Source organism: Streptomyces changchenzhani (assembly GCF_039766235.1).
In the GTDB taxonomy this organism is placed as follows: Bacteria; Actinomycetota; Actinomycetes; order Streptomycetales; family Streptomycetaceae; genus Streptomyces.
Map to the genome: position 1 here is coordinate 30644 of NZ_JBDHNH010000013.1, position 18505 is coordinate 49148.

8 protein-coding genes are annotated in these 18505 nt (G+C 70.9%); 5 read left to right on the forward strand and 3 right to left on the reverse strand.

Annotated elements, in window-relative coordinates; translation table 11 throughout:
* Positions 1–25: 25 nt before the first annotated feature.
* Positions 26–931, forward strand: a complete 906-nt coding sequence (locus ABCR94_RS32730; RefSeq protein WP_347124415.1) for a LysR family transcriptional regulator — start codon at positions 26–28, stop codon at positions 929–931.
* Positions 932–1018: 87 nt separating this feature from the next.
* Here ABCR94_RS32730 and ABCR94_RS32735 read toward each other — a convergent pair whose 3' ends face one another.
* Positions 1019–1486, reverse strand: a complete 468-nt coding sequence (locus ABCR94_RS32735; protein ID WP_347124417.1) for a pyridoxamine 5'-phosphate oxidase family protein — start codon at positions 1484–1486, stop codon at positions 1019–1021.
* A 114-nt stretch (positions 1487–1600) separates the two neighbouring features.
* On the opposite strand from ABCR94_RS32735, the gene ABCR94_RS32740 reads away from it, so the two are divergent.
* Positions 1601–2251: a cysteine hydrolase family protein gene (locus tag ABCR94_RS32740; RefSeq protein ID WP_347124419.1), complete on the forward strand. Its 651-nt coding sequence runs from the start codon at positions 1601–1603 to the stop codon at positions 2249–2251.
* A gap of 15 nt (positions 2252–2266) precedes the next feature.
* On the opposite strand, the gene ABCR94_RS32745 is transcribed toward ABCR94_RS32740, so the two are convergent.
* Both ABCR94_RS32745 and ABCR94_RS32750 read right to left on the reverse strand, forming a co-directional pair.
* Positions 2267–2719, reverse strand: a complete 453-nt coding sequence (locus tag ABCR94_RS32745) for a Rieske (2Fe-2S) protein (RefSeq protein WP_347124421.1) — start codon at positions 2717–2719, stop codon at positions 2267–2269.
* 61 nt (positions 2720–2780) lie between these two features.
* Positions 2781–4811 (reverse strand): prolyl oligopeptidase family serine peptidase, encoded by a 2031-nt coding sequence (locus ABCR94_RS32750; RefSeq protein ID WP_347124423.1) that lies wholly within the window; start codon positions 4809–4811, stop codon positions 2781–2783.
* A gap of 528 nt (positions 4812–5339) precedes the next feature.
* On the opposite strand from ABCR94_RS32750, the gene ABCR94_RS32755 reads away from it, so the two are divergent.
* The 3 genes from ABCR94_RS32755 to ABCR94_RS32765 all read left to right on the forward strand — a co-directional run bounded on the left by ABCR94_RS32755 (position 5340) and on the right by ABCR94_RS32765 (position 18397).
* Positions 5340–5990, forward strand: coding sequence for a LuxR C-terminal-related transcriptional regulator (locus tag ABCR94_RS32755; protein ID WP_347124425.1), 651 nt, complete (start codon positions 5340–5342; stop codon positions 5988–5990).
* A gap of 261 nt (positions 5991–6251) precedes the next feature.
* On the forward strand, positions 6252–7259 hold the full coding sequence (locus ABCR94_RS32760) for a nucleotide disphospho-sugar-binding domain-containing protein (protein WP_347124427.1): 1008 nt from the start codon (positions 6252–6254) through the stop codon (positions 7257–7259).
* 215 nt (positions 7260–7474) lie between these two features.
* A complete protein-coding gene (locus ABCR94_RS32765) occupies positions 7475–18397 on the forward strand; it encodes a type I polyketide synthase (protein WP_347124429.1) in 10923 nt (3640 codons plus the stop codon).
* The last annotated feature ends 108 nt before the right edge of the window (positions 18398–18505 follow it).

Sequence of the window (18505 nt, forward strand, 5' to 3'; positions counted from 1 at the left end):
GCAGGCATCGCTTAGCATTGCTTACATGTTGAATCTGGAGCGCCTACGCACCCTGGACGCCCTGGCCCGCCACGGCTCGGTCAGTGGAGCGGCCGAGGGGCTGCATGTGACGACGTCCGCCGTTTCCCAGCAGATGGCGAAGCTGGAGCGCGAGGTCGGCCAGCCGCTGCTGGTCAAGAACGGCCGTGGCGTCCGGCTCACCGACGCCGGGCGACTGCTCGCCGACCATGCCGAACGCATCCTCTCCCAGGTCGAACTGGCCCAGTCGGACATCGAGGCTCAGCGCGGCAGGGCTGTCGGTGAGCTCCAGATCGGCGCGTTCCCCACGGCCGCCCGCGGGCTCTTTCCCGCGGCGCTGGCCGCTCTGCGTGCCGGTCACCCGCAACTGCACGTCAGATCGCGGGAGATGGAGCCCGCGGAGGCGGTGCGCCGTGTCGTACGCGGAGACCTCGACCTGGCGGTTGTGCTCGACTGGTACAACAAGCCGCTGCCCATGCCCGAGGGCCTCGCCAAGCGGGCCCTCCTCGACGACCCCGCCGATGTGGCGATGCCCGCGGACCACCCTCTCGCGGGCCGCGCCGAGGTGGACCTCGAAGACTTCGCGGACGACGAGTGGATCACCTGGCCCGATGGGGAGTTCTGCTGCGACTGGCTGCTGTTCACCCTGCGCGGGAAGGGGATCGAGCCCCGCATCGCGCATGTCGCCGAGGAGCATGCCACTCAACTGGCCCTGATCGGTGGCGGGTTGGGGGTGTCCGTGACGCCGAGGATGGGTCGCGGCCCGGTGCCGCACGGGGTGCGGGTCGTGCCCGTGCGGCACGCGATGAGTCGGCATGTGTACGCCGTCTGGCGCGCCGACGCCGACCGGCGGCCGTCGATCCGTGCGGCGGTGGACGCGTTGGGCGAGGCCGCGGCGACGCTCTCCGGCTGAGCGCCGCCGGCCCGCAAGCTCGCGGCCGGCCCGCCATTGCCCTACCCGCCTGCCACCGCCCCACCCGCCTGCCGTCCCGCGTGTCCGTCAGGCGTCGCCGAGCTTGCGGAAGTCCCATGAGGCGATGGCGTCCGGAGTCAGCCGCAGCCAGGCGTGCCGCCCGTCGTGCGGCATGACCTCCATCCCGAAGTACTTCCGCGTGAACAGGGCCTCGGGTACGTCGAGTTCCGGGCAGGGGGCGCCGGTGCGCGGGGCCTCGCCCACGAAGTCCGCGTCGCCGGAGAGTTCGACGCCGCGCAGGTCCCCGTACTCCACACCGTCGTCGACGACCACGGCGAGCCGCGGGTCCCGGGTCAGCTGAGTCCAGCGGCGACTGCGGGTGATGGAGTACAGCCAGAGCGAACCGCCGTCCCACACGAACCACAGGGCCCCGATGTGCGGCCGTCCGTCGGCGGAGACGGTGGCCACCCGGCAGGTGCGCTGATCGGCGAGGTAGGTGTCCCGCTCGGCCGCGGTCATCATGATGCGGCGGCCTCGGCGCTGTGTGGCGACCATACGTCATCCCTCCCATAGCTGACTGTGTGTCAGAAAGAGGATGCGGTCTCTTCCTTCGCGACGCAATGGCGGTTAGCCTCACGCGCCCGGTCCGGTCCGACCTGAGGGGGAGCCTTGCCGTCCAACGAACAGCTCGCGGAGCAGCTCGATCCGGCGACCACGGTCCTGCTCACCGTCGAATGCCAGCAGGGTGTCGTGGGCCAGGACAGTGCCCTGCCCGAACTCGCCAAGGAGGCCAGGTCTTCCGGCGTGCTCCGTAACGTCGCGCGGCTGGTGGCGGGGGCCCACGAGACCGGCGTGCAGGTCTTGCACGCGGTGGCGGAGAGGCGCCCGGACGGGCGCGGGGCCAATCACAACGCGCGGCTCTTCCGCGCCGCCGCGCGCCTGCCGGTCCAGCAGCTTTCCGGGACCACGGCGGTGCGTGTCGCGGAGCCGATCGAGGTCTGGGACGAGGACTTCGTCGTACGCCGGCTCCATGGGCTCTCGCCGCTCGCCGGTACGGACGTCGACGCCTTGCTGCGCAACCTCGGCTGCCGGAACCTGCTGGTCACGGGCGTCTCGGCCAATATCGCCATTCCTAATGCCGTCTTCGACGCGGTCAACCTCGGCTACACGGCCGTCGTGCCGTCGGACGCCATCGCGGGGGTGCCGTCGGACTACGCCCACGCGATGGTCCGGAACACGCTCGCCCTCGTCGCCACGATCACCACGACGGACGCCGTTCTCGCGTGCTGGAAGGGGCCGTGGCGAGGTGCGCAGGGCTGAACAAGGTCGGACCCGTCAGGCGAGGGTGATCGAGTCGCCCTCCACCGTGATCTGCACGGGAGGCAGCGGCTTGGTGGCCGGGTCGTGGGTGACGCTGCCGTCCGCCACGGCGAACTGACTGCCGTGGCACGGGCAGTTGATCATGCCGTTCTTGATCGTCGTCACGGCGCAGCCCTGGTGGGTGCACTTGGACGAGAAGGCCTTGAACTGGCCCGCCGTGGGCTGTGTGACGACGACGCCCTGATCGGCGAAGATCTTCCCACCGCCCTCGGGGATATCGGCGGTCTTGGCGAGTACCGCGCCCGCGTCGGCGCCGTCCTTGCTGGGCACCGGTTTCTCGACCGCGGTGTCCGAGGCGTTGTCCGAGTTTCCGCACGCGGTCAGTGCGGCGGCGAGCCCTACGGCGCCCACAGCAGTGACGATCGTGCGGCGCCCGACCATTCGGCCGGCCTCCTGAGATGCGGTCATGTCTGCATTCCCCTTCCGCTGCTGGCTATGTGATGTTGTACGCGCGCCGAGAACATCATGTTCAGACGCCGAGCGACTTTTTGAGGAAGTCGAGCTCCAGCAGCAGGAACGTGTCGGCCACTCCTTCTCCGGCGACCGTATGACCCGTCCCGGAAAGCGGCATCACCGTGTGCGGCCGGCCGGCGGCGAGCAGCGCCCGGGACAGGCGCAGCGTGTGCGCGGGAAACACATTGTCGTCCGCGAGCCCGTGCACCAGCATCAGCGGCCGGGTCAGCCGGTCGGCGTACGGGATGAGCGAGGAGCGCTCGTAGTTCTCGGGCTGGACGTCCGGGTGGCCCAGGAAGCGCTCCTCCCAGTACGTGTCGTACAGCCGCCGGTCGCTCGGCGCGGCGCCCGCGACCGCGGCGTGGAAGACATCGGGCCGGTGCAGCACCGCGCCCGCCGCCAGATAGCCGCTGAACGACCAGCCGCGGACGGCCACCCGGTCCAGGTCGAGGGCGTCCAGGCGCCCGGCCGCCGCGTGCAGCGCGTCGATCTGGTCGTCCAGTACGGGGCCCAGCCGGTCGCCCAGGATGGCCCGCTGCCAGTCCACGCCGCGCCCCGGAGTGCCGCGCCCGTCCGTGACCAGTACGGCGAAACCCTGCTCGGCGTACCACTGGCAGACCGTCGTGTGCCACGTCCTGGCCCTGGTCACCACCTGCATGCCGGGGCCCGCGTACGGGCTGAGCAGCACCGGCAGCCGGTCCGAACCCCTCTCGTACCAGGACGGCAGGTGCAGGCGGCTGCGCAGTGCCCGTTCGCCGAGCGTGAGGTGGATCGGGCGGGGGGTGACCAGCGGTTCCTCGGTGAGCACCGCGATCCGGCCGACGGGGGCGCCGCCGCGCAGGACGGTCACCTTCTGGCCTTCGGACGTCCTGCTGTCGACCACGACCGTGTCGCCCCCGGCGGCGGCCGTGTGCACCCCGGGCTCGTCCGTCAGCCTGACGAAGCCGCTGCGCGGATCGTGCGACCAGACATGGGTCTCGGTCGGCTCCTCGCTCGCGGTGAACCACACCTGCTCGCCCACCGCGCCGAGCACCTCGCGGACCTGGAGTCCGGCAGGGCTGGGGACGCCGTCGATCCGGATTCCCCGGGCGTCACCGCACGGCGGGGGCTCCACCCGGAGTCCCGACGCGGTGTGCAGGGGCGTGCCGGGCTGGAACTCCACCCAACCCCGGTCGGTCAGCCGTGTCAGCGGTTCGAAGGCGCCGGTCACCGGGTCGACCCGGCCCGTCCAGGCCGTGCGCTGGTCGCGGCTCTGGAGGCTCACCACGGGATCGTCGCCCTCCCAGGAGACGGCGACGACGTACTCGAAGGCCCGGTCGTTCCAGACACCGGGCGGGGCCTCCTCCCCGGGCGCCGCGTGCGGCAGCCGGACGGGAGTTGGTGAGCCGTCGACCGTGACGAGGTGCAGCGCGGTCCGCGCGTTGGCCGTGCCCGCCGCCGGATAGCGGACCGCGCGGGGCGCTCGCGCCGGATCGGCCGGGTCGGAGACGTACCAGCGATTCACCATTGACGCGTCGACACGGGCGACGATCAGCGCGTCGCTCCGCGGGGACCACCAATAGCCGCGTGACCTGCCGATGGACTCGGCCGCCACATGATCCGCCAGGCCGTACGTCACATCGGGGCCCTCCGGCTCGGTCAGCGGCCGGTCACCCGTCCCGTCGGCGCGTACGACGCGCAGGGCGCCCCCGGCGACGTACGCGATCAGGTCGCCATCCGGTGAGGCGCGCGGGTCCATGGCCGGGCGCACGGTCGGGATGACGCGCGGGGCGCTCGCGTCCGTCCGCACGCCCCAGAGCTCACCACCGGTCGCATACACGGCGAAGCGCGCCGCACGGTCCGTCGCGTACGCCGCGACGCCCGGGCCGGTGAGTGCCCGCTCCTGCCCGGCCTCGTACAACCAGAGCCTGCTCAGCGCGTCCGTGCCGCTGTCCGTACGGACGAACAGCACCCGCTCGCCGTCGGGCGACACCGTGAAGCCGTGCGGCGCGCCGAGCGAGAAGCGGCGGGTACGGGCGAACTGGAGCGGGAAGGCGTGGAGATCCATGGGGCACTCTAGGCAGGCGTACGCAGCCAGAGGCGCCTACTTGCCGGCGCGTTGCTGACGGCCGATGGGGCCGCCGATTTTCCGTTGGTGCTGCCATGCACGCAGTCGGTTCCTGTACCAGCGGATAGTGGTTGACCAGGACCGTGCTGTGCTGCGGGTCGACGGCCGTGAGTCGTGCTGGTCGCTGAGCGCGAACAGCTTTCCATGAGTCGCTGAGGTCACGCGGGTGTCCTTGGCGACTTGACCGGAGCGAGGACCTCCGGAATGTCGTTGCGGAAGGGTTGGATCACAGGGTCTGAACGGACCGGCCTGGAGCGGCATTTCGGGCACACATACACGTTGCGGTATCCATGTCTGCCCGGTGGACAGTCCCGCAACGCATTTCCAATCGCCTGCCAGAGGCGCGTCTTCCGGCCATCCCTGACCCGTGCGAGTGACTTCCCACCGGTCGTCCCACGTGCGGGCGGCATACTGTCTGTCCATCAGAGGACCTGGAGCGGGTCCGCCGCCGGGGGTGATGGAGAACTGATGCGTGTCGTGCTCGCCGAGGACCTTTTCCTGCTGAGGGACGGACTCATCCGGCTCTTGGAGGCGTACGATTTTGAGATCGCAGCGGCGGTCGACAACGGCCCCGATCTCACCAGGGCCCTGGAGGAACTGAAACCGGACGTGGCGGTCGTCGACGTCCGGCTCCCGCCGTCCTTCACGGACGAAGGGCTCCAGTGCGCGCTCGTCGCGCGCCGCAGGCGGCCCGGGCTGCCGGTTCTGGTGCTCTCCCAGCACGTCGACCAGCTCTACGCCCGGGAATTGTTGGCGGACGGCAGCGGCGCCATCGGCTATCTGCTCAAGGACCGTGTCTTCGACGCCGAGCACTTCATCGACGCCGTACGACGCGTCGCGTCCGGGGGCACGGCGATGGACCCCGAGGTCATCTCCCAGCTGGTGTCCCGCCGTTCGGCCTGGGAGCAGCCGATCAACCGGCTGACCCCGCGCGAACGCGAGGTCATGGAGCAGATGGCCCAGGGACGGTCGAACGGCGGGATCGCCGCGCAGCTCGTCATCACGGAACGCGCCATCACGAAGCACGTCGCGAACATCTTCGGCAAGCTCGGGCTGGCCCAGGCGGACGACGACAACCGCCGCGTACTCGCCGTCCTCGCCTATCTCGACAGGGACTGAGAAGGCCCGCCGGCCCGCGGAACCTCCGTGAGGTATTCCGTGAAGGCAAATGGGCGGATGGGCGTACCGGTCCGGGCGCCGTTATTCACCGAATCCATGACTCGGGATGCGGTCGTTACTCAACCCCTAGAAACCGGGGTGAGGCGGCCGGAGCTTCTTCTAGGGGTAGTTCGGGCGAGAGAGCCGGTGCAACGATGAATGCCGCCGATAGGAGCATTCGCGCGCACTGCTGACCGTTGCCTGCCGTTGGAGAGGTTCCCCATGCGTGTCCTGCTCGCCACTCCTTCCTCGAGTGAGCGTCTGCACAATCTCGTACCCCTCGGATGGGCATTGCGCGCCGCTGGACATGAGGTGCAGGTCGCGGGAGCTCCCGCCTTCACCCCTGTCATCAACGCCACCGGACTCGTCGCGGTGGCCGTCGCGGCGGACGGGGATGCCACCGGCGGAGAGGACCGGGAGCTGGCACGGCACTTGGCGCGCTGGCAGCCGGACGTCGTCGTCCACGACGAACACGCGCACACCGCGGCCACGGCCGCCGCGTCCGTCGGTGCGCTCTCCGTACGCATGCTGCTCTGCGGCTCCGACGGCGGTACGGAGGGGCCCGGCACCGGTCCGGCGGGACAGCCGCGGCTGACCATCGACCCGACACCGGAACCTCTGCGCGCCCCCCTCGACCCGTCGCATCTGCCGGTCCGTCATGTCCCCTACGCGGGCTCGGCGGAACTCCCCGGCTGGCTGCGCAGGATGCCGAAACGCCCCAGGGTCGCGCTGACTCTGCGGGGGGAGAAGGCGCCGGTCGGCATGGTGCTGGCGGTGCTCGGCACGCTGGATGTCGACGTCGTGGCCGCGCTGCCTGTGGACCGTCTGCCGCAGGGGACGGCCGTACCGGACAACATCCGGCTCTTCGACACCGTCCCGACGAGCGCCCTGCTGGACTCCTGTTCCTTCGTCGTGCACGATGGCGGAGTGTCCGCTGTCGCCGACGCCCTGTCCTACGGGCTGCCGCAGGTCGTGCTGGTCGGGGACGACTCCGGCGCCACCGCGTCCGCCGCGCGCCGGCTTGCCGAACACGGCGCCGCCCTGGTCGCCGAACCGGACCAGCAGGACGGTGCGGGCGCCGCCGGGCTCGTCCGGCGACTGGTGCGGGAACCGCAGTACCGCGAGGCGGCGGCCCGCCTCCGGCACAAGCAGCTGGCCGTGCCCAGCCCCAGGGACCTCGTACAGGTACTGGCGCACGCGGCGGCCAACCGGGCCGACCGCGCGAACTAGGGGCCGGACGGACCCGGTTAGGGGTTGGGGCCCGTAAAGGACCCTGGATACGGTCCATTGCCGAGACGGTTACCGCGGAATATCCGGGCCGTCGAAATACGCCCGGGCGGAGACCGGCGTGCGGAAAACAGTTGGCGGGCCGGCAGGAGAGATTCCGGGCGGGCGCCTGCCGGTATTTCTCGGAAATTCGGACGACGTGGCGTGGGGGAAACGGCGTGACGAGCGAGGAACGACTTCTCAGCTACCTCAAGCGGGCTACCACCGATCTCCGCGACGCCCGGCGCGAACTCCGGGAGAGCCAGGACCGGGTCACCGAGCCGATCGCCGTGGTGGGGATGGCGTGCCGCTATCCCGGTGGGGTGGATTCGCCAGAGGCGTTGTGGGAGTTGGTGGCTTCGGGGGGTGACGGGATCGGTGGGTTCCCGTCGGACCGTGGCTGGGACCTCGGCCGGCTCTACGACCCCACCGGTGAGGCGGTCGGCACGAGTTACACCCGTGAGGGTGGATTCCTCTACGAGGCCGCCGACTTCGACGCCGACTTCTTCGGAATCTCCCCGCGCGAGGCCGTGACGATGGACCCCCAGCAGCGACTGCTGCTGGAAACCTCCTGGCAGGCGCTGGAAAGCGCCGGAATCCCGCCGGCCACGCTGAAGGGCAGCCGGACCGGCGTCTTCGCCGGGCTGATGTATCACGACTACCCCGGCGCGAGCAGCGTCGGCAGTGTGGTCTCGGGCCGGGTGGCTTACACCCTGGGCCTTGAGGGGCCCGCGGTGACGGTGGACACGGCGTGCTCGTCCTCGCTGGTCGCGATTCACTGGGCGGGCCAGTCTCTGCGGCGCGGGGAGTGCCAACTGGCGCTGGCCGGCGGCGTCACCGTGATGTCCACACCCGAGACCTTCGTCGGTTTCAGTGAGCAGCGGGGGCTGGCTCCGAACGGGCGCTGTAAGCCGTTCGCCGGGGCTGCGGACGGCACGGGCTGGTCCGAGGGCGTCGGTGTGCTGGTTCTTGAGCGGTTGTCGGTGGCTCGGGCGAATGGTCATGAGGTGTTGGCTGTTCTGCGGGGCAGCGCGGTGAATCAGGACGGTGCCAGCAACGGACTCACGGCGCCGAATGGTCCGTCGCAGGAGCGGGTGATTCGGCAGGCGTTGGAGTCTGCGGGGTTGTCGGTGGCTGATGTGGATGTGGTGGAGGGGCATGGGACGGGGACTCGGTTGGGTGATCCGATCGAGGCGCAGGCGTTGCTTGCGACGTATGGGCAGGGGCGGTCGGTTGGGCGTCCGTTGTGGTTGGGGTCGGTGAAGTCGAATATTGGTCATACGCAGGCGGCTGCGGGTGTGGCTGGTGTGATCAAGATGGTGGAGGCGTTGCGGCATGGGGTGTTGCCGCGGACGTTGTATGTGGATGAGCCGTCGCCGTATGTGGACTGGTCGGTGGGTGAGGTGCGGTTGTTGACGGAGGAGCGTGACTGGCCTGCGGTGGAGGGTGGGTTGCGTCGGGCGGCTGTGTCGTCGTTCGGGCTGAGTGGGACGAACGCGCATGTGATTGTGGAGGAGGCGCCTGGGTGTTCGGAGGTGGTGTCTGTTCCTGCGGTGGGTGTTGGCCGGCCGGGGTTGGTGGTCTGGCCGTTGTCGGCTGCGGCGGCTGAGGCGTTGCCTGCCCAGGCCGCCCGGCTGCTTGCCCAGACGCCTGCGTACCGTGCCCACTCCGTCGGCGATGTGGGTCACGCGCTCGCCACGAGGCGGCAGCAACACAAGCATCGCGCCGTCGTCCTCGGCACCGACCACGAGGACTTCGTCCGTGGTCTCCATGCCCTCGCCGAGGGCACGGAGACACCCCAAGTCCTGCGGGGCACGGCAGGGGTGAACGACGCGACCGCTTTCCTTTTCACTGGGCAGGGTGCTCAGCGGGTGGGGATGGGGCGGGAGTTGTATGGCGTCTATCCGGTGTTTGCGAGGGCCTTGGACTCGGTCTGTGTGTTGTTCGGCAAGGAGCTTGATCATTCTCTGAAGAGTGTGATGTGGCCGGTCGTAGAGGACTCCCCGGGTCTGACGGGTTTGCTGGACCGGACGGAGTACACGCAGTGCGCCTTGTTCGCGGTGGAGGTGGCGTTGTTCCGGTTGTTGGAGTCGTGGGGTGTTACTCCGGACTTCGTGGTGGGGCATTCGGTGGGTGAGCTGGCGGCTGCTCATGTGGCCGGGGTACTGGAACTGGGCGACGCGTGCATGTTGGTGGCGGCTCGTGGTCGGTTGATGGGTGCGCTGTCGGAGGGCGGTGCGATGGTTGCTGTTGTGGCTTCGGAGGCGGAGGTGTGTGAGGCGCTGACGCCGGGTGTGTCGGTCGCTGCCGTCAATGGGCCCTCGTCGGTGGTGGTTTCGGGTGATGAGCAGGCGGTGCTCGCTCTGGCCGGGCGTTTCACCGCGCGGGGGCGTAAGACTCAGCGTCTGCGTGTCAGTCGTGCTTTCCATTCCTCGCTGATGGATCCGATGCTGGGTGAGTTCCGTCGGGTGGCCGGTGGGCTGGTGTTCTGCGAGCCGCGGATCCCGGTGGTGTCGAACCTGTCGGGCGCGGTGGCTGACGTGGGTGAGTTGTGTGATCCGGAGTACTGGGTCCGGCAGGTACGTGAGGCGGTCCGCTTCGGCGACGCCGTCGGCACCCTCGAAGCCGCCGGGGTGACGCGGTATGTGGAGATTGGTCCGGATGCGGTGTTGTCGGGGATGGCGCAGGAGAGTGCCGAGGGTGTTTTTGTGCCGTTGCTGCGGCGTGACCGGCCGGAGGCGGAGCAGGTGGTCTCTGCTCTTGGGCGGTTGCATGTCAGCGGGGTGCGGGTCGACTGGGACGGGTTCTTCGGGCCCGGTGCGCCGGGCGAACGCGTCCGCCTCCCCACCTACGCCTTCCAGAAACAGCGCTACTGGCTGACACCGGGCCAGGGCGGACACGGCACCGACGTCGCGTCCGCAGGGCTGACGGCAGCGGGCCATCCCATGCTGAGCGCGGCGGTCTCCCTTCCGGAGACTGACGGGCTGCTGCTCACCGGCCGGCTGACGGCCGACGCGCTGCCGTGGCTCGCCGACCACGTCGTACTGGGCCGGACACTGCTGCCCGGCACCGCGTTCGTCGAGCTGGCGCACCGGGCCGGTGACCGGGTCGGCCTCGGCCACGTCGAGGAACTGACCCTGGAGGCACCCCTGGTGCTCCCGGACGGCGGCGGGGTCGCCGTCCAGGCCTACGTCGACGCCCTCGACGGATCGGGGCGGCGTACCTTCTCCCTCTACTCCTGCTCGGACGACGATCCGGCCGAGGCGGAGTGGATCCGCCATGCCACCGGCGTTCTCGGTGTCACCCCGGCCGAGCGGCCCGCGGACGGTCCGACCCAGTGGCCGCCGCCGGGCGCCGAGGCCGTCGACCTCGCCAGCCACTACGACGAGCTGGCCGCAGCCGGCCTGGTCTATGGCCCCGCCTTCCGGGGCCTGCGCGCGGCCTGGCGCCGCGGCGACGAGGTGTACGCCGACGTCGCCCTCCCTGATGAGATGCGGGCAGAGGCCGACGCGTACGGCCTGCACCCCGCCCTGCTCGACGCCGCACTGCACGCCGCCACCCTGCTCGGAACCGATGAACCCCAGGAGTCCGCCGGTCTGCGGCTCCCCTTCGCCTGGGCCGGACTGTCCCAGTGGGCCGGTGGTGCATCGGCGCTGCGGGTCAGCGTCACCCGCTCCAGTGCGGACGGCGTCCGTATGGAGCTGGCGGACCCGACCGGTGCCGCAGTCGCGTCGGTGGAGTCGCTCGCCGTGCGCGAGGTGAGCGGCGAACAGCTCGCCGCCCCGGGCGGATCGCGGTCGCTCTACCAGCTCGACTGGGTGGCGGCCCCCACCGTGGGCTCCCGCCCGGAGCCCGGCGCACCGATGGTGCTCGTGGGAGAGGACCCGTACGGAATCGGCGCGGCACTGGGAGTCGCCCCACGTACTGAGACAGGGAACGGGGCGGATCGGTCAGGCGCCGGACGGCTGGCCGTATGGTCCGCGCCGGTGCCGGGGACACGCGGTGTCGCACACGACGCACTCCGGGCGGTGCAGAGCTGGCTGGCCGAAGTAGAGACGGCGGAACGCTTCGGAGACCGCCTGGTGGTCGTCACACAGGGGGCGATGGCGACCGGTGCGACGGACGATGTGGCGCCGGACCACGCCTCGGTGTGGGGGCTCGTGCGTGCCGCGCAAGCGGAACATCCTGGGCGTCTGCTGCTCGTCGACATCGACGACCGGGACGAATCACGTCGCGCGCTGGCCGGCGCCTTCCTCGCCGATGAGCCGGAAATCGCGCTCCGGGAGGGGGCGTTGCTCGTTCCCCGGCTGTCTCCGGTCACGGCGGCTCCCGAGGCGGACGCCACCGTGACCGACGGCGGACTCGCCGGAGGCACCGTCCTGATCACCGGAGGCACCGGCAGCCTGGGCGCGCGGGTGGCCCGGCACATGGTGGCCCGGCACGGCGTGCGGCACCTCGTGCTGACCAGCCGCCGAGGCCCGTCGGCACCCGGAGCGGCCAAGCTGGTGGCGGAGCTGACCGACGCCGGTGCCTCGGTCGAGATACCCGCCGGGGACGTCACCGACCGGGACTTCCTGGCAGCCACCGTGGCGGGCATCGACCCGGCCCAGCCACTGACCGCCGTGATCCACCTGGCGGGAGTGCTCGACGACGGTCTGGTCGAAGGTCTCACGCCCGAGCGGCTGGACGCGGTACTGCGCCCGAAGATCACCGCGGCGACGCACCTGCACGAACTCACCGCCGAACTGCCGCTCACCGCTTTCGTTCTGTTCTCCTCCCTCGCCGGCACGCTCGGTTCGCCCGGCCAGGCCGGGTACGCCGCGGCCAATGCCGGCCTCGACGCGCTCGCCCAGCACCGGGTGGCCCGCGGCCTGTGCGCCGTCTCGCTCGCCTGGGGTCTCTGGGCGGACGAGATCGACAACGGTGGCGAAGCCCGAGCGGGCATGGGAGCCGGGCTTACCGCCACCGACCTGCGGCGCATGAACCGCTCCGGTGTACGCGCCCTCACCTCGGCCGAGGGGCTGGAACTCTTCGACGCCGCGCTCGCCTCCCCCCGCTCTCTGCTCGTCCCGGCCGCGCTGGACCTGCCCGGGCTGCGCGCGGGTGCGGCGACGGGCGGGGTGCCCGCGGTCCTGCGCGGCCTGGTCCGGCCCGCCGTTCCCGGCAGGCGGCGCGCGGCTGCCACGGGCGACAGGTCCGGTGGTGGCGAACTGGCCGGACAGCTCGCCGCAATGCCCGCGCCCGACCGTGAGCGGTTCCTGCTGGATGTCGTCCGCTCGCACGTCGCCGTCGTGCTCGGACATACGACAGGCGAATCCATCGGCGCCGACCGGGCCTTCAGCGACCTGGGTTTCGACTCCCTGGCCGCCCTGGAATTCCGTAACCAGCTCGGCGCGGCCACCGGGATACGGCTGCCCGCCACCCTGATCTTCGACCACCCGACCTCGGCGGCGGTCGCCCTCCTGCTCGCCGACGGCCTGCTCGGAGCTGCCGGGACCGCCGTCCCGGAGCGGCCCGCTGCCACAGCCTCCGTGCAGGACGACGATCCGGTGGCGATCATCGCGATGGCCTGCCGCTACCCCGGGGGCGTCACCACCCCCGAGGAGCTCTGGCGACTCGTCGCGGACGGGGCGGATGGCATCACCGGTTTCCCGAAGGACCGTGGCTGGGACCTGTCGTCGCTGTTTGACCCCACGGGGGAGGAGCCGGGCACCACCTACGTCCGCGAGGGCGGATTCCTTCTCGACGCGGCCGAGTTCGATCCCGGATTCTTCCGGATCAGCCCGCGTGAGGCCATGGCGATGGACCCCCAGCAGCGGCTGCTGCTGGAGACGTCCTGGGAGGCATTTGAACGCGCCGGGATCGACCCCGGGTCCCTGCGCGGCAGCCGGACCGGTGTCTTCGCCGGCGTGATGTACCACGACTGGGGACGTCAGGGAGACATCCCCGAGGACGTCGCGGGTTACGTCGGCAGCGGCAGCATGGGCAGTGTGGTCTCGGGCCGGGTGGCTTACACCCTGGGCCTTGAGGGGCCCGCGTTGACGGTGGACACGGCGTGCTCGTCGTCGCTGGTCGCGCTGCATCTGGCGGCGGATTCCCTGCGGCGTGGTGAGAGCACCCTCGCGCTGGCCGGCGGCGTCACCGTCATGCCCGACCCCAGCTCGTTCGTGGACTTCAGCCGGCAGCGAGGGCTGGCTCCGGACGGCCGGTGCAAGCCGTTTGCGGGGCTCGCCGACGGCACCGGCTGGTCGGAAGGGGTCGGCATCCTCCTGCTTGAGCGGTTGTCGGTGGCTCGGGCGAATGGTCATGAGGTGTTGGCTGTTCTGCGGGGCAGCGCGGTGAATCAGGACGGTGCCAGCAACGGACTCACGGCGCCGAATGGTCCGTCGCAGGAGCGGGTGATTCGGCAGGCGTTGGAGTCTGCGGGGTTGTCGGTGGCTGATGTGGATGTGGTGGAGGGGCATGGGACGGGGACTCGGTTGGGTGATCCGATCGAGGCGCAGGCGTTGCTTGCGACGTATGGGCAGGGGCGGTCGGTTGGGCGTCCGTTGTGGTTGGGGTCGGTGAAGTCGAATATTGGTCATACGCAGGCGGCTGCGGGTGTGGCTGGTGTGATCAAGATGGTGGAGGCGTTGCGGCATGGGGTGTTGCCGCGGACGTTGTATGTGGATGAGCCGTCGCCGTATGTGGACTGGTCGGTGGGTGAGGTGCGGTTGTTGACGGAGGAGCGTGACTGGCCTGCGGTGGAGGGTGGGTTGCGTCGGGCGGCTGTGTCGTCGTTCGGGCTGAGTGGGACGAACGCGCATGTGATTGTGGAGGAGGCGCCTGGGTGTTCGGAGGTGGTGTCTGTTCCTGCGGTGGGTGTTGGCCGGCCGGGGTTGGTGGTCTGGCCGTTGTCGGCTGCGGCGGCTGAGGCGTTGCCTGCCCAGGCCGCCCGGCTGCTTGCCCAGACGCCTGCGTACCGTGCCCACTCCGTCGGCGATGTGGGTCACGCGCTCGCCACGAGGCGGCAGCAACACAAGCATCGCGCCGTCGTCCTCGGCACCGACCACGAGGACTTCGTCCGTGGTCTCCATGCCCTCGCCGAGGGCACGGAGACACCCCAAGTCCTGCGGGGCACGGCAGGGGTGAACGACGCGACCGCTTTCCTTTTCACTGGGCAGGGTGCTCAGCGGGTGGGGATGGGGCGGGAGTTGTATGGCGTCTATCCGGTGTTTGCGAGGGCCTTGGACTCGGTCTGTGTGTTGTTCGGCAAGGAGCTTGATCATTCTCTGAAGAGTGTGATGTGGCCGGTCGTAGAGGACTCCCCGGGTCTGACGGGTTTGCTGGACCGGACGGAGTACACGCAGTGCGCCTTGTTCGCGGTGGAGGTGGCGTTGTTCCGGTTGTTGGAGTCGTGGGGTGTTACTCCGGACTTCGTGGTGGGGCATTCGGTGGGTGAGCTGGCGGCTGCTCATGTGGCCGGGGTACTGGAACTGGGCGACGCGTGCATGTTGGTGGCGGCTCGTGGTCGGTTGATGGGTGCGCTGTCGGAGGGCGGTGCGATGGTTGCTGTTGTGGCTTCGGAGGCGGAGGTGTGTGAGGCGCTGACGCCGGGTGTGTCGGTCGCTGCCGTCAATGGGCCCTCGTCGGTGGTGGTTTCGGGTGATGAGCAGGCGGTGCTCGCTCTGGCCGGGCGTTTCACCGCGCGGGGGCGTAAGACTCAGCGTCTGCGTGTCAGTCGTGCTTTCCATTCCTCGCTGATGGATCCGATGCTGGGTGAGTTCCGTCGGGTGGCCGGTGGGCTGGTGTTCTGCGAGCCGCGGATCCCGGTGGTGTCGAACCTGTCGGGCGCGGTGGCTGACGTGGGTGAGTTGTGTGATCCGGAGTACTGGGTCCGGCAGGTACGTGAGGCGGTCCGCTTCGGCGACGCCGTCGGCACCCTCGAAGCCGCCGGGGTGACGCGGTATGTGGAGATTGGTCCGGATGCGGTGTTGTCGGGGATGGCGCAGGAGAGTGCCGAGGGTGTTTTTGTGCCGTTGCTGCGGCGTGACCGGCCGGAGGCGGAGCAGGTGGTCTCTGCTCTTGGGCGGTTGCATGTCAGCGGGGTGCGGGTCGACTGGGACGGGTTCTTCGGGCCCGGTGCGCCGGGCGAACGCGTCCGCCTCCCCACCTACGCCTTCCAGAAACAGCGCTACTGGCTCGACGCCCCCACCGTCGCTGGTGAGAGCGGTGTGAGCCGCGCGGGCCAGAGCCCGGCCGAGCATCCCCTGCTCGGCGCCGTGGTCGAACTCCCTGAGTCGGGGGGCGTCGTACTGACCGGACGCCTGTCGCCGCACACGCAGCCCTGGCTTCTGGACCACGCCGTCCAGGGCACCGTCCTCCTCCCGGGCGCCGCGTCGGTCGAGTTGGCGATACGCGCGGGCGACGAGGTCGGCTGCGGGACGCTGGAGGAGCTGACCCTGGACTCCCTCCTCGTACTGCCCGCGGAGGGCGGTGTCCGGATCCAGGTCACGGTGGATGCGCCCGACGCCGCCGGCAGCCGTGCCTTCGCCGTCCACTCCCGTGCCGAGGACGGCGGCCCCGACGAGCCGTGGGCCCGGCACGCCTCCGGACGTCTGGTGCCGACTCCCGCCGACCGGGCACCCGTCCCCGTCACGGACGACGTATGGCCGCCGAAGGGCGCGACCGAGCTCGATGTGACACAGCGGTACGAGGCGCTGGCCGGACAGGGGCTGGAGTACGGCCCCGCCTTCCAGGGCCTCCGGCGTGCCTGGAGCCTCGGCGACGAGCTGTACGCGGAAGTGGAACCGGCCGCGCCGGAACGGGTGTCCGGGACGGACTTCGGCCTGCACCCCGCTCTGCTCGATGCCGCACTTCACGCCATCGGGCTCGCCACCCCCACCGCCGACGTGGCGGCCCTGCCGTTCGTCTGGTCGGACGTCACCCTGCTCACCGCCGGCGCGCACGCCCTGCGGGTGCGGCTGACCCCCGCGGGTGAGAACGCCGTGTCGCTGACGGCCGCCGATCCGCAGAACACCCCGGTCCTGTCCGTCGGCCGGCTGGCCCTGCGCCCGTTCACCGCCGACCAGATCGCCGCCCGGCCCAAGGCGCACGACGCGCTGTTCGGTGTGGACTGGGTGCCGTGGCAGGCCGATGACTCAGTGGCCCCGACGGGCGGCGGCCTCGCCGACTGCGCGCTGATCGGCACCGACACCCTCGGGCTGGGGGCCGCGATCGAGTCCGTGGGCGGTGCGGTCCGTACGTTCCGGGATCTGGCGGAGCTCGCCGCGTCCGTGGACCGTACGGGCTCGGTGCCCGCCGTGGTCTTCGCGGCCCTGCACCGGGGCGCACAGGCGGCGGGGGAGACAGGAGACATGACGAACGCCGACGTCGCCTCGGCCACACACGAGGCGGCCAGGCACATGCTGACGCTCGCCCAGGACTGGGTGACGGACGAACGGTTCGCCTCCGCACGGCTGGTGGCGGTCACCGGCGGGGCCGTCGCAGCCGGGGCCGGCGTAGCTGGATCCAGCGCTGCCGTCACCGACCTCCCGCACTCCACGGTGTGGGGAATCGTCCGCACGGCGGAGCTGGAGTACCCGGGCCGCTTCTCCGCCCTGGACGTGGTCTCGCCGGTCTCTTCCGCGGCCACGCTCACCACCGCACTGACCGCGGCCGCCCGTTCGGACGAGCCCGGCCTGGCTGTGCGCGACGACCGCGTCCTCGTCCCGAGGCTGGCCCGCGCGACGGCGGCTTCGTCGGCCGAGGGCTCCACGGGGCCGGTCTTCGCCCCCGCCGGAACCGTGCTCGTCACCGGCGGAACCGGCACACTCGGCGCGCTGGTCGCCCGGCACCTTGTGGCCGAACACGGCGTCCGTCACCTCCTGCTGACCGGCCGTCGCGGTGCCGACGCCCCGGGGGCCGCCGCACTGGCGACTGAGCTGACCGGCATGGGCGCCGAGGTGGAGGTGGCCGCCTGCGACGTGGCCGACCGGGAGGCGCTGCGGCGGCTGCTCGACTCGGTACCGGAGCAACGGCCCCTGACCGCCGTCGTGCACGCAGCGGGAGTGGTGGACGACGGCGTGCTGACGTCGCTGACGGGCGCGCGCATGGACGCCGTACTGCGGCCCAAGGTCGACGCCGCCTGGCATCTGCACGAACTGACCGCCGGCCTGCCGCTGACCGCGTTCGTGCTCTTCGCCTCGGCCGGCGGCACGCTCGGCTCTCCCGGTCAGGCCAACTACGCCGCCGCAAACGTCTTTCTGGATGCCCTCGCCCACCACCGCAGGGCCGGCGGACTGCCCGCCCAGTCGCTGGCATGGGGACTGTGGGCGGAGGCCGGCATGGCGGACGGGCTGGCGCGCACGGACCTCGCGCGGATGGCCCGCTCGGGTGTTGTCGGCCTCGCTCCCGCCGAAGGACTCGAGCTGTTCGACCGGGCACTCGCGTCCACCGAGCCGGCACTCGTCCCCGTACGGCTGGACCTGGCCGCGTTCACCCGCCACCCGGACGCCGCCGTCCCGCCGGTGCTGCGGGCACTCGTACGGGTCCCGGCCAGGCGCAGGAGCGAGGCGCCCGGTGCGGCGGGCGGGGACGGAGCATGGGCGCGCGCGGCGGCCCTGACGGGCGAGGACCGCTCGCAGGCGGTACTTGACCTCGTCCGGGCCACGGCTGCCGCCGTGCTCGGCCACGACCGCAAGGAGGCGGTCGATCCGGAGAAGGGTTTCCTGGACATCGGATTCGACTCACTGACCGCGGTCGAGTTCCGTAACCGTCTGGACGCCCTCACCGGACGCCGCCTGCCGGCCACACTCATCTTCGACCACCCGTCGGCGCATGAGCTGGCGGACCGGCTGGAAACCGATCTGCCCGCCGATTCGCACGGTGACGCCCCCGGCGGAGTCACCGCCCAGCTCGACGCCCTGGCGGTCGCGCTGGCATCGGCACGGCCGGGCCCCGGGGAACGCGAGGACGTCGCCGCCCGGCTCAAGGCGCTGCTCGCGGCGTGGAACACGTCCGACGGGGCGTTGGAGGGCCCGGACGAGTCGGTGGACATTACGAGCGCCACCGCGGACGAGCTGTTCGACATCCTCGACGACGAACTGGAGAGCAGGGGCTGATCCTTGGCCCGAAGACGGTCGGCGGCACAGCACTGCCGCCATCGCGCACGATCACGCGATGGCGGCAGCCTTGCTCTGACCCGAATCCGTCACCGGCCTGAGCCGAGA

What these genes read in the sequence shown, in the direction of transcription:
- ABCR94_RS32745 (WP_347124421.1), bottom strand. Translation starts at nt 2,719, where the DNA reads ATGACCGCATCTCAGGAGGCCGGCCGAATGGTCGGGCGCCGCACGATC.
- ABCR94_RS32760 (WP_347124427.1), top strand. Translation starts at nt 6,252, where the DNA reads ATGCGTGTCCTGCTCGCCACTCCTTCCTCGAGTGAGCGTCTGCACAAT.
- ABCR94_RS32755 (WP_347124425.1), top strand. Translation starts at nt 5,340, where the DNA reads ATGCGTGTCGTGCTCGCCGAGGACCTTTTCCTGCTGAGGGACGGACTC.
- ABCR94_RS32730 (WP_347124415.1), top strand. Translation starts at nt 26, where the DNA reads ATGTTGAATCTGGAGCGCCTACGCACCCTGGACGCCCTGGCCCGCCAC.
- ABCR94_RS32750 (WP_347124423.1), bottom strand. Translation starts at nt 4,811, where the DNA reads ATGGATCTCCACGCCTTCCCGCTCCAGTTCGCCCGTACCCGCCGCTTC.
- ABCR94_RS32735 (WP_347124417.1), bottom strand. Translation starts at nt 1,486, where the DNA reads ATGGTCGCCACACAGCGCCGAGGCCGCCGCATCATGATGACCGCGGCC.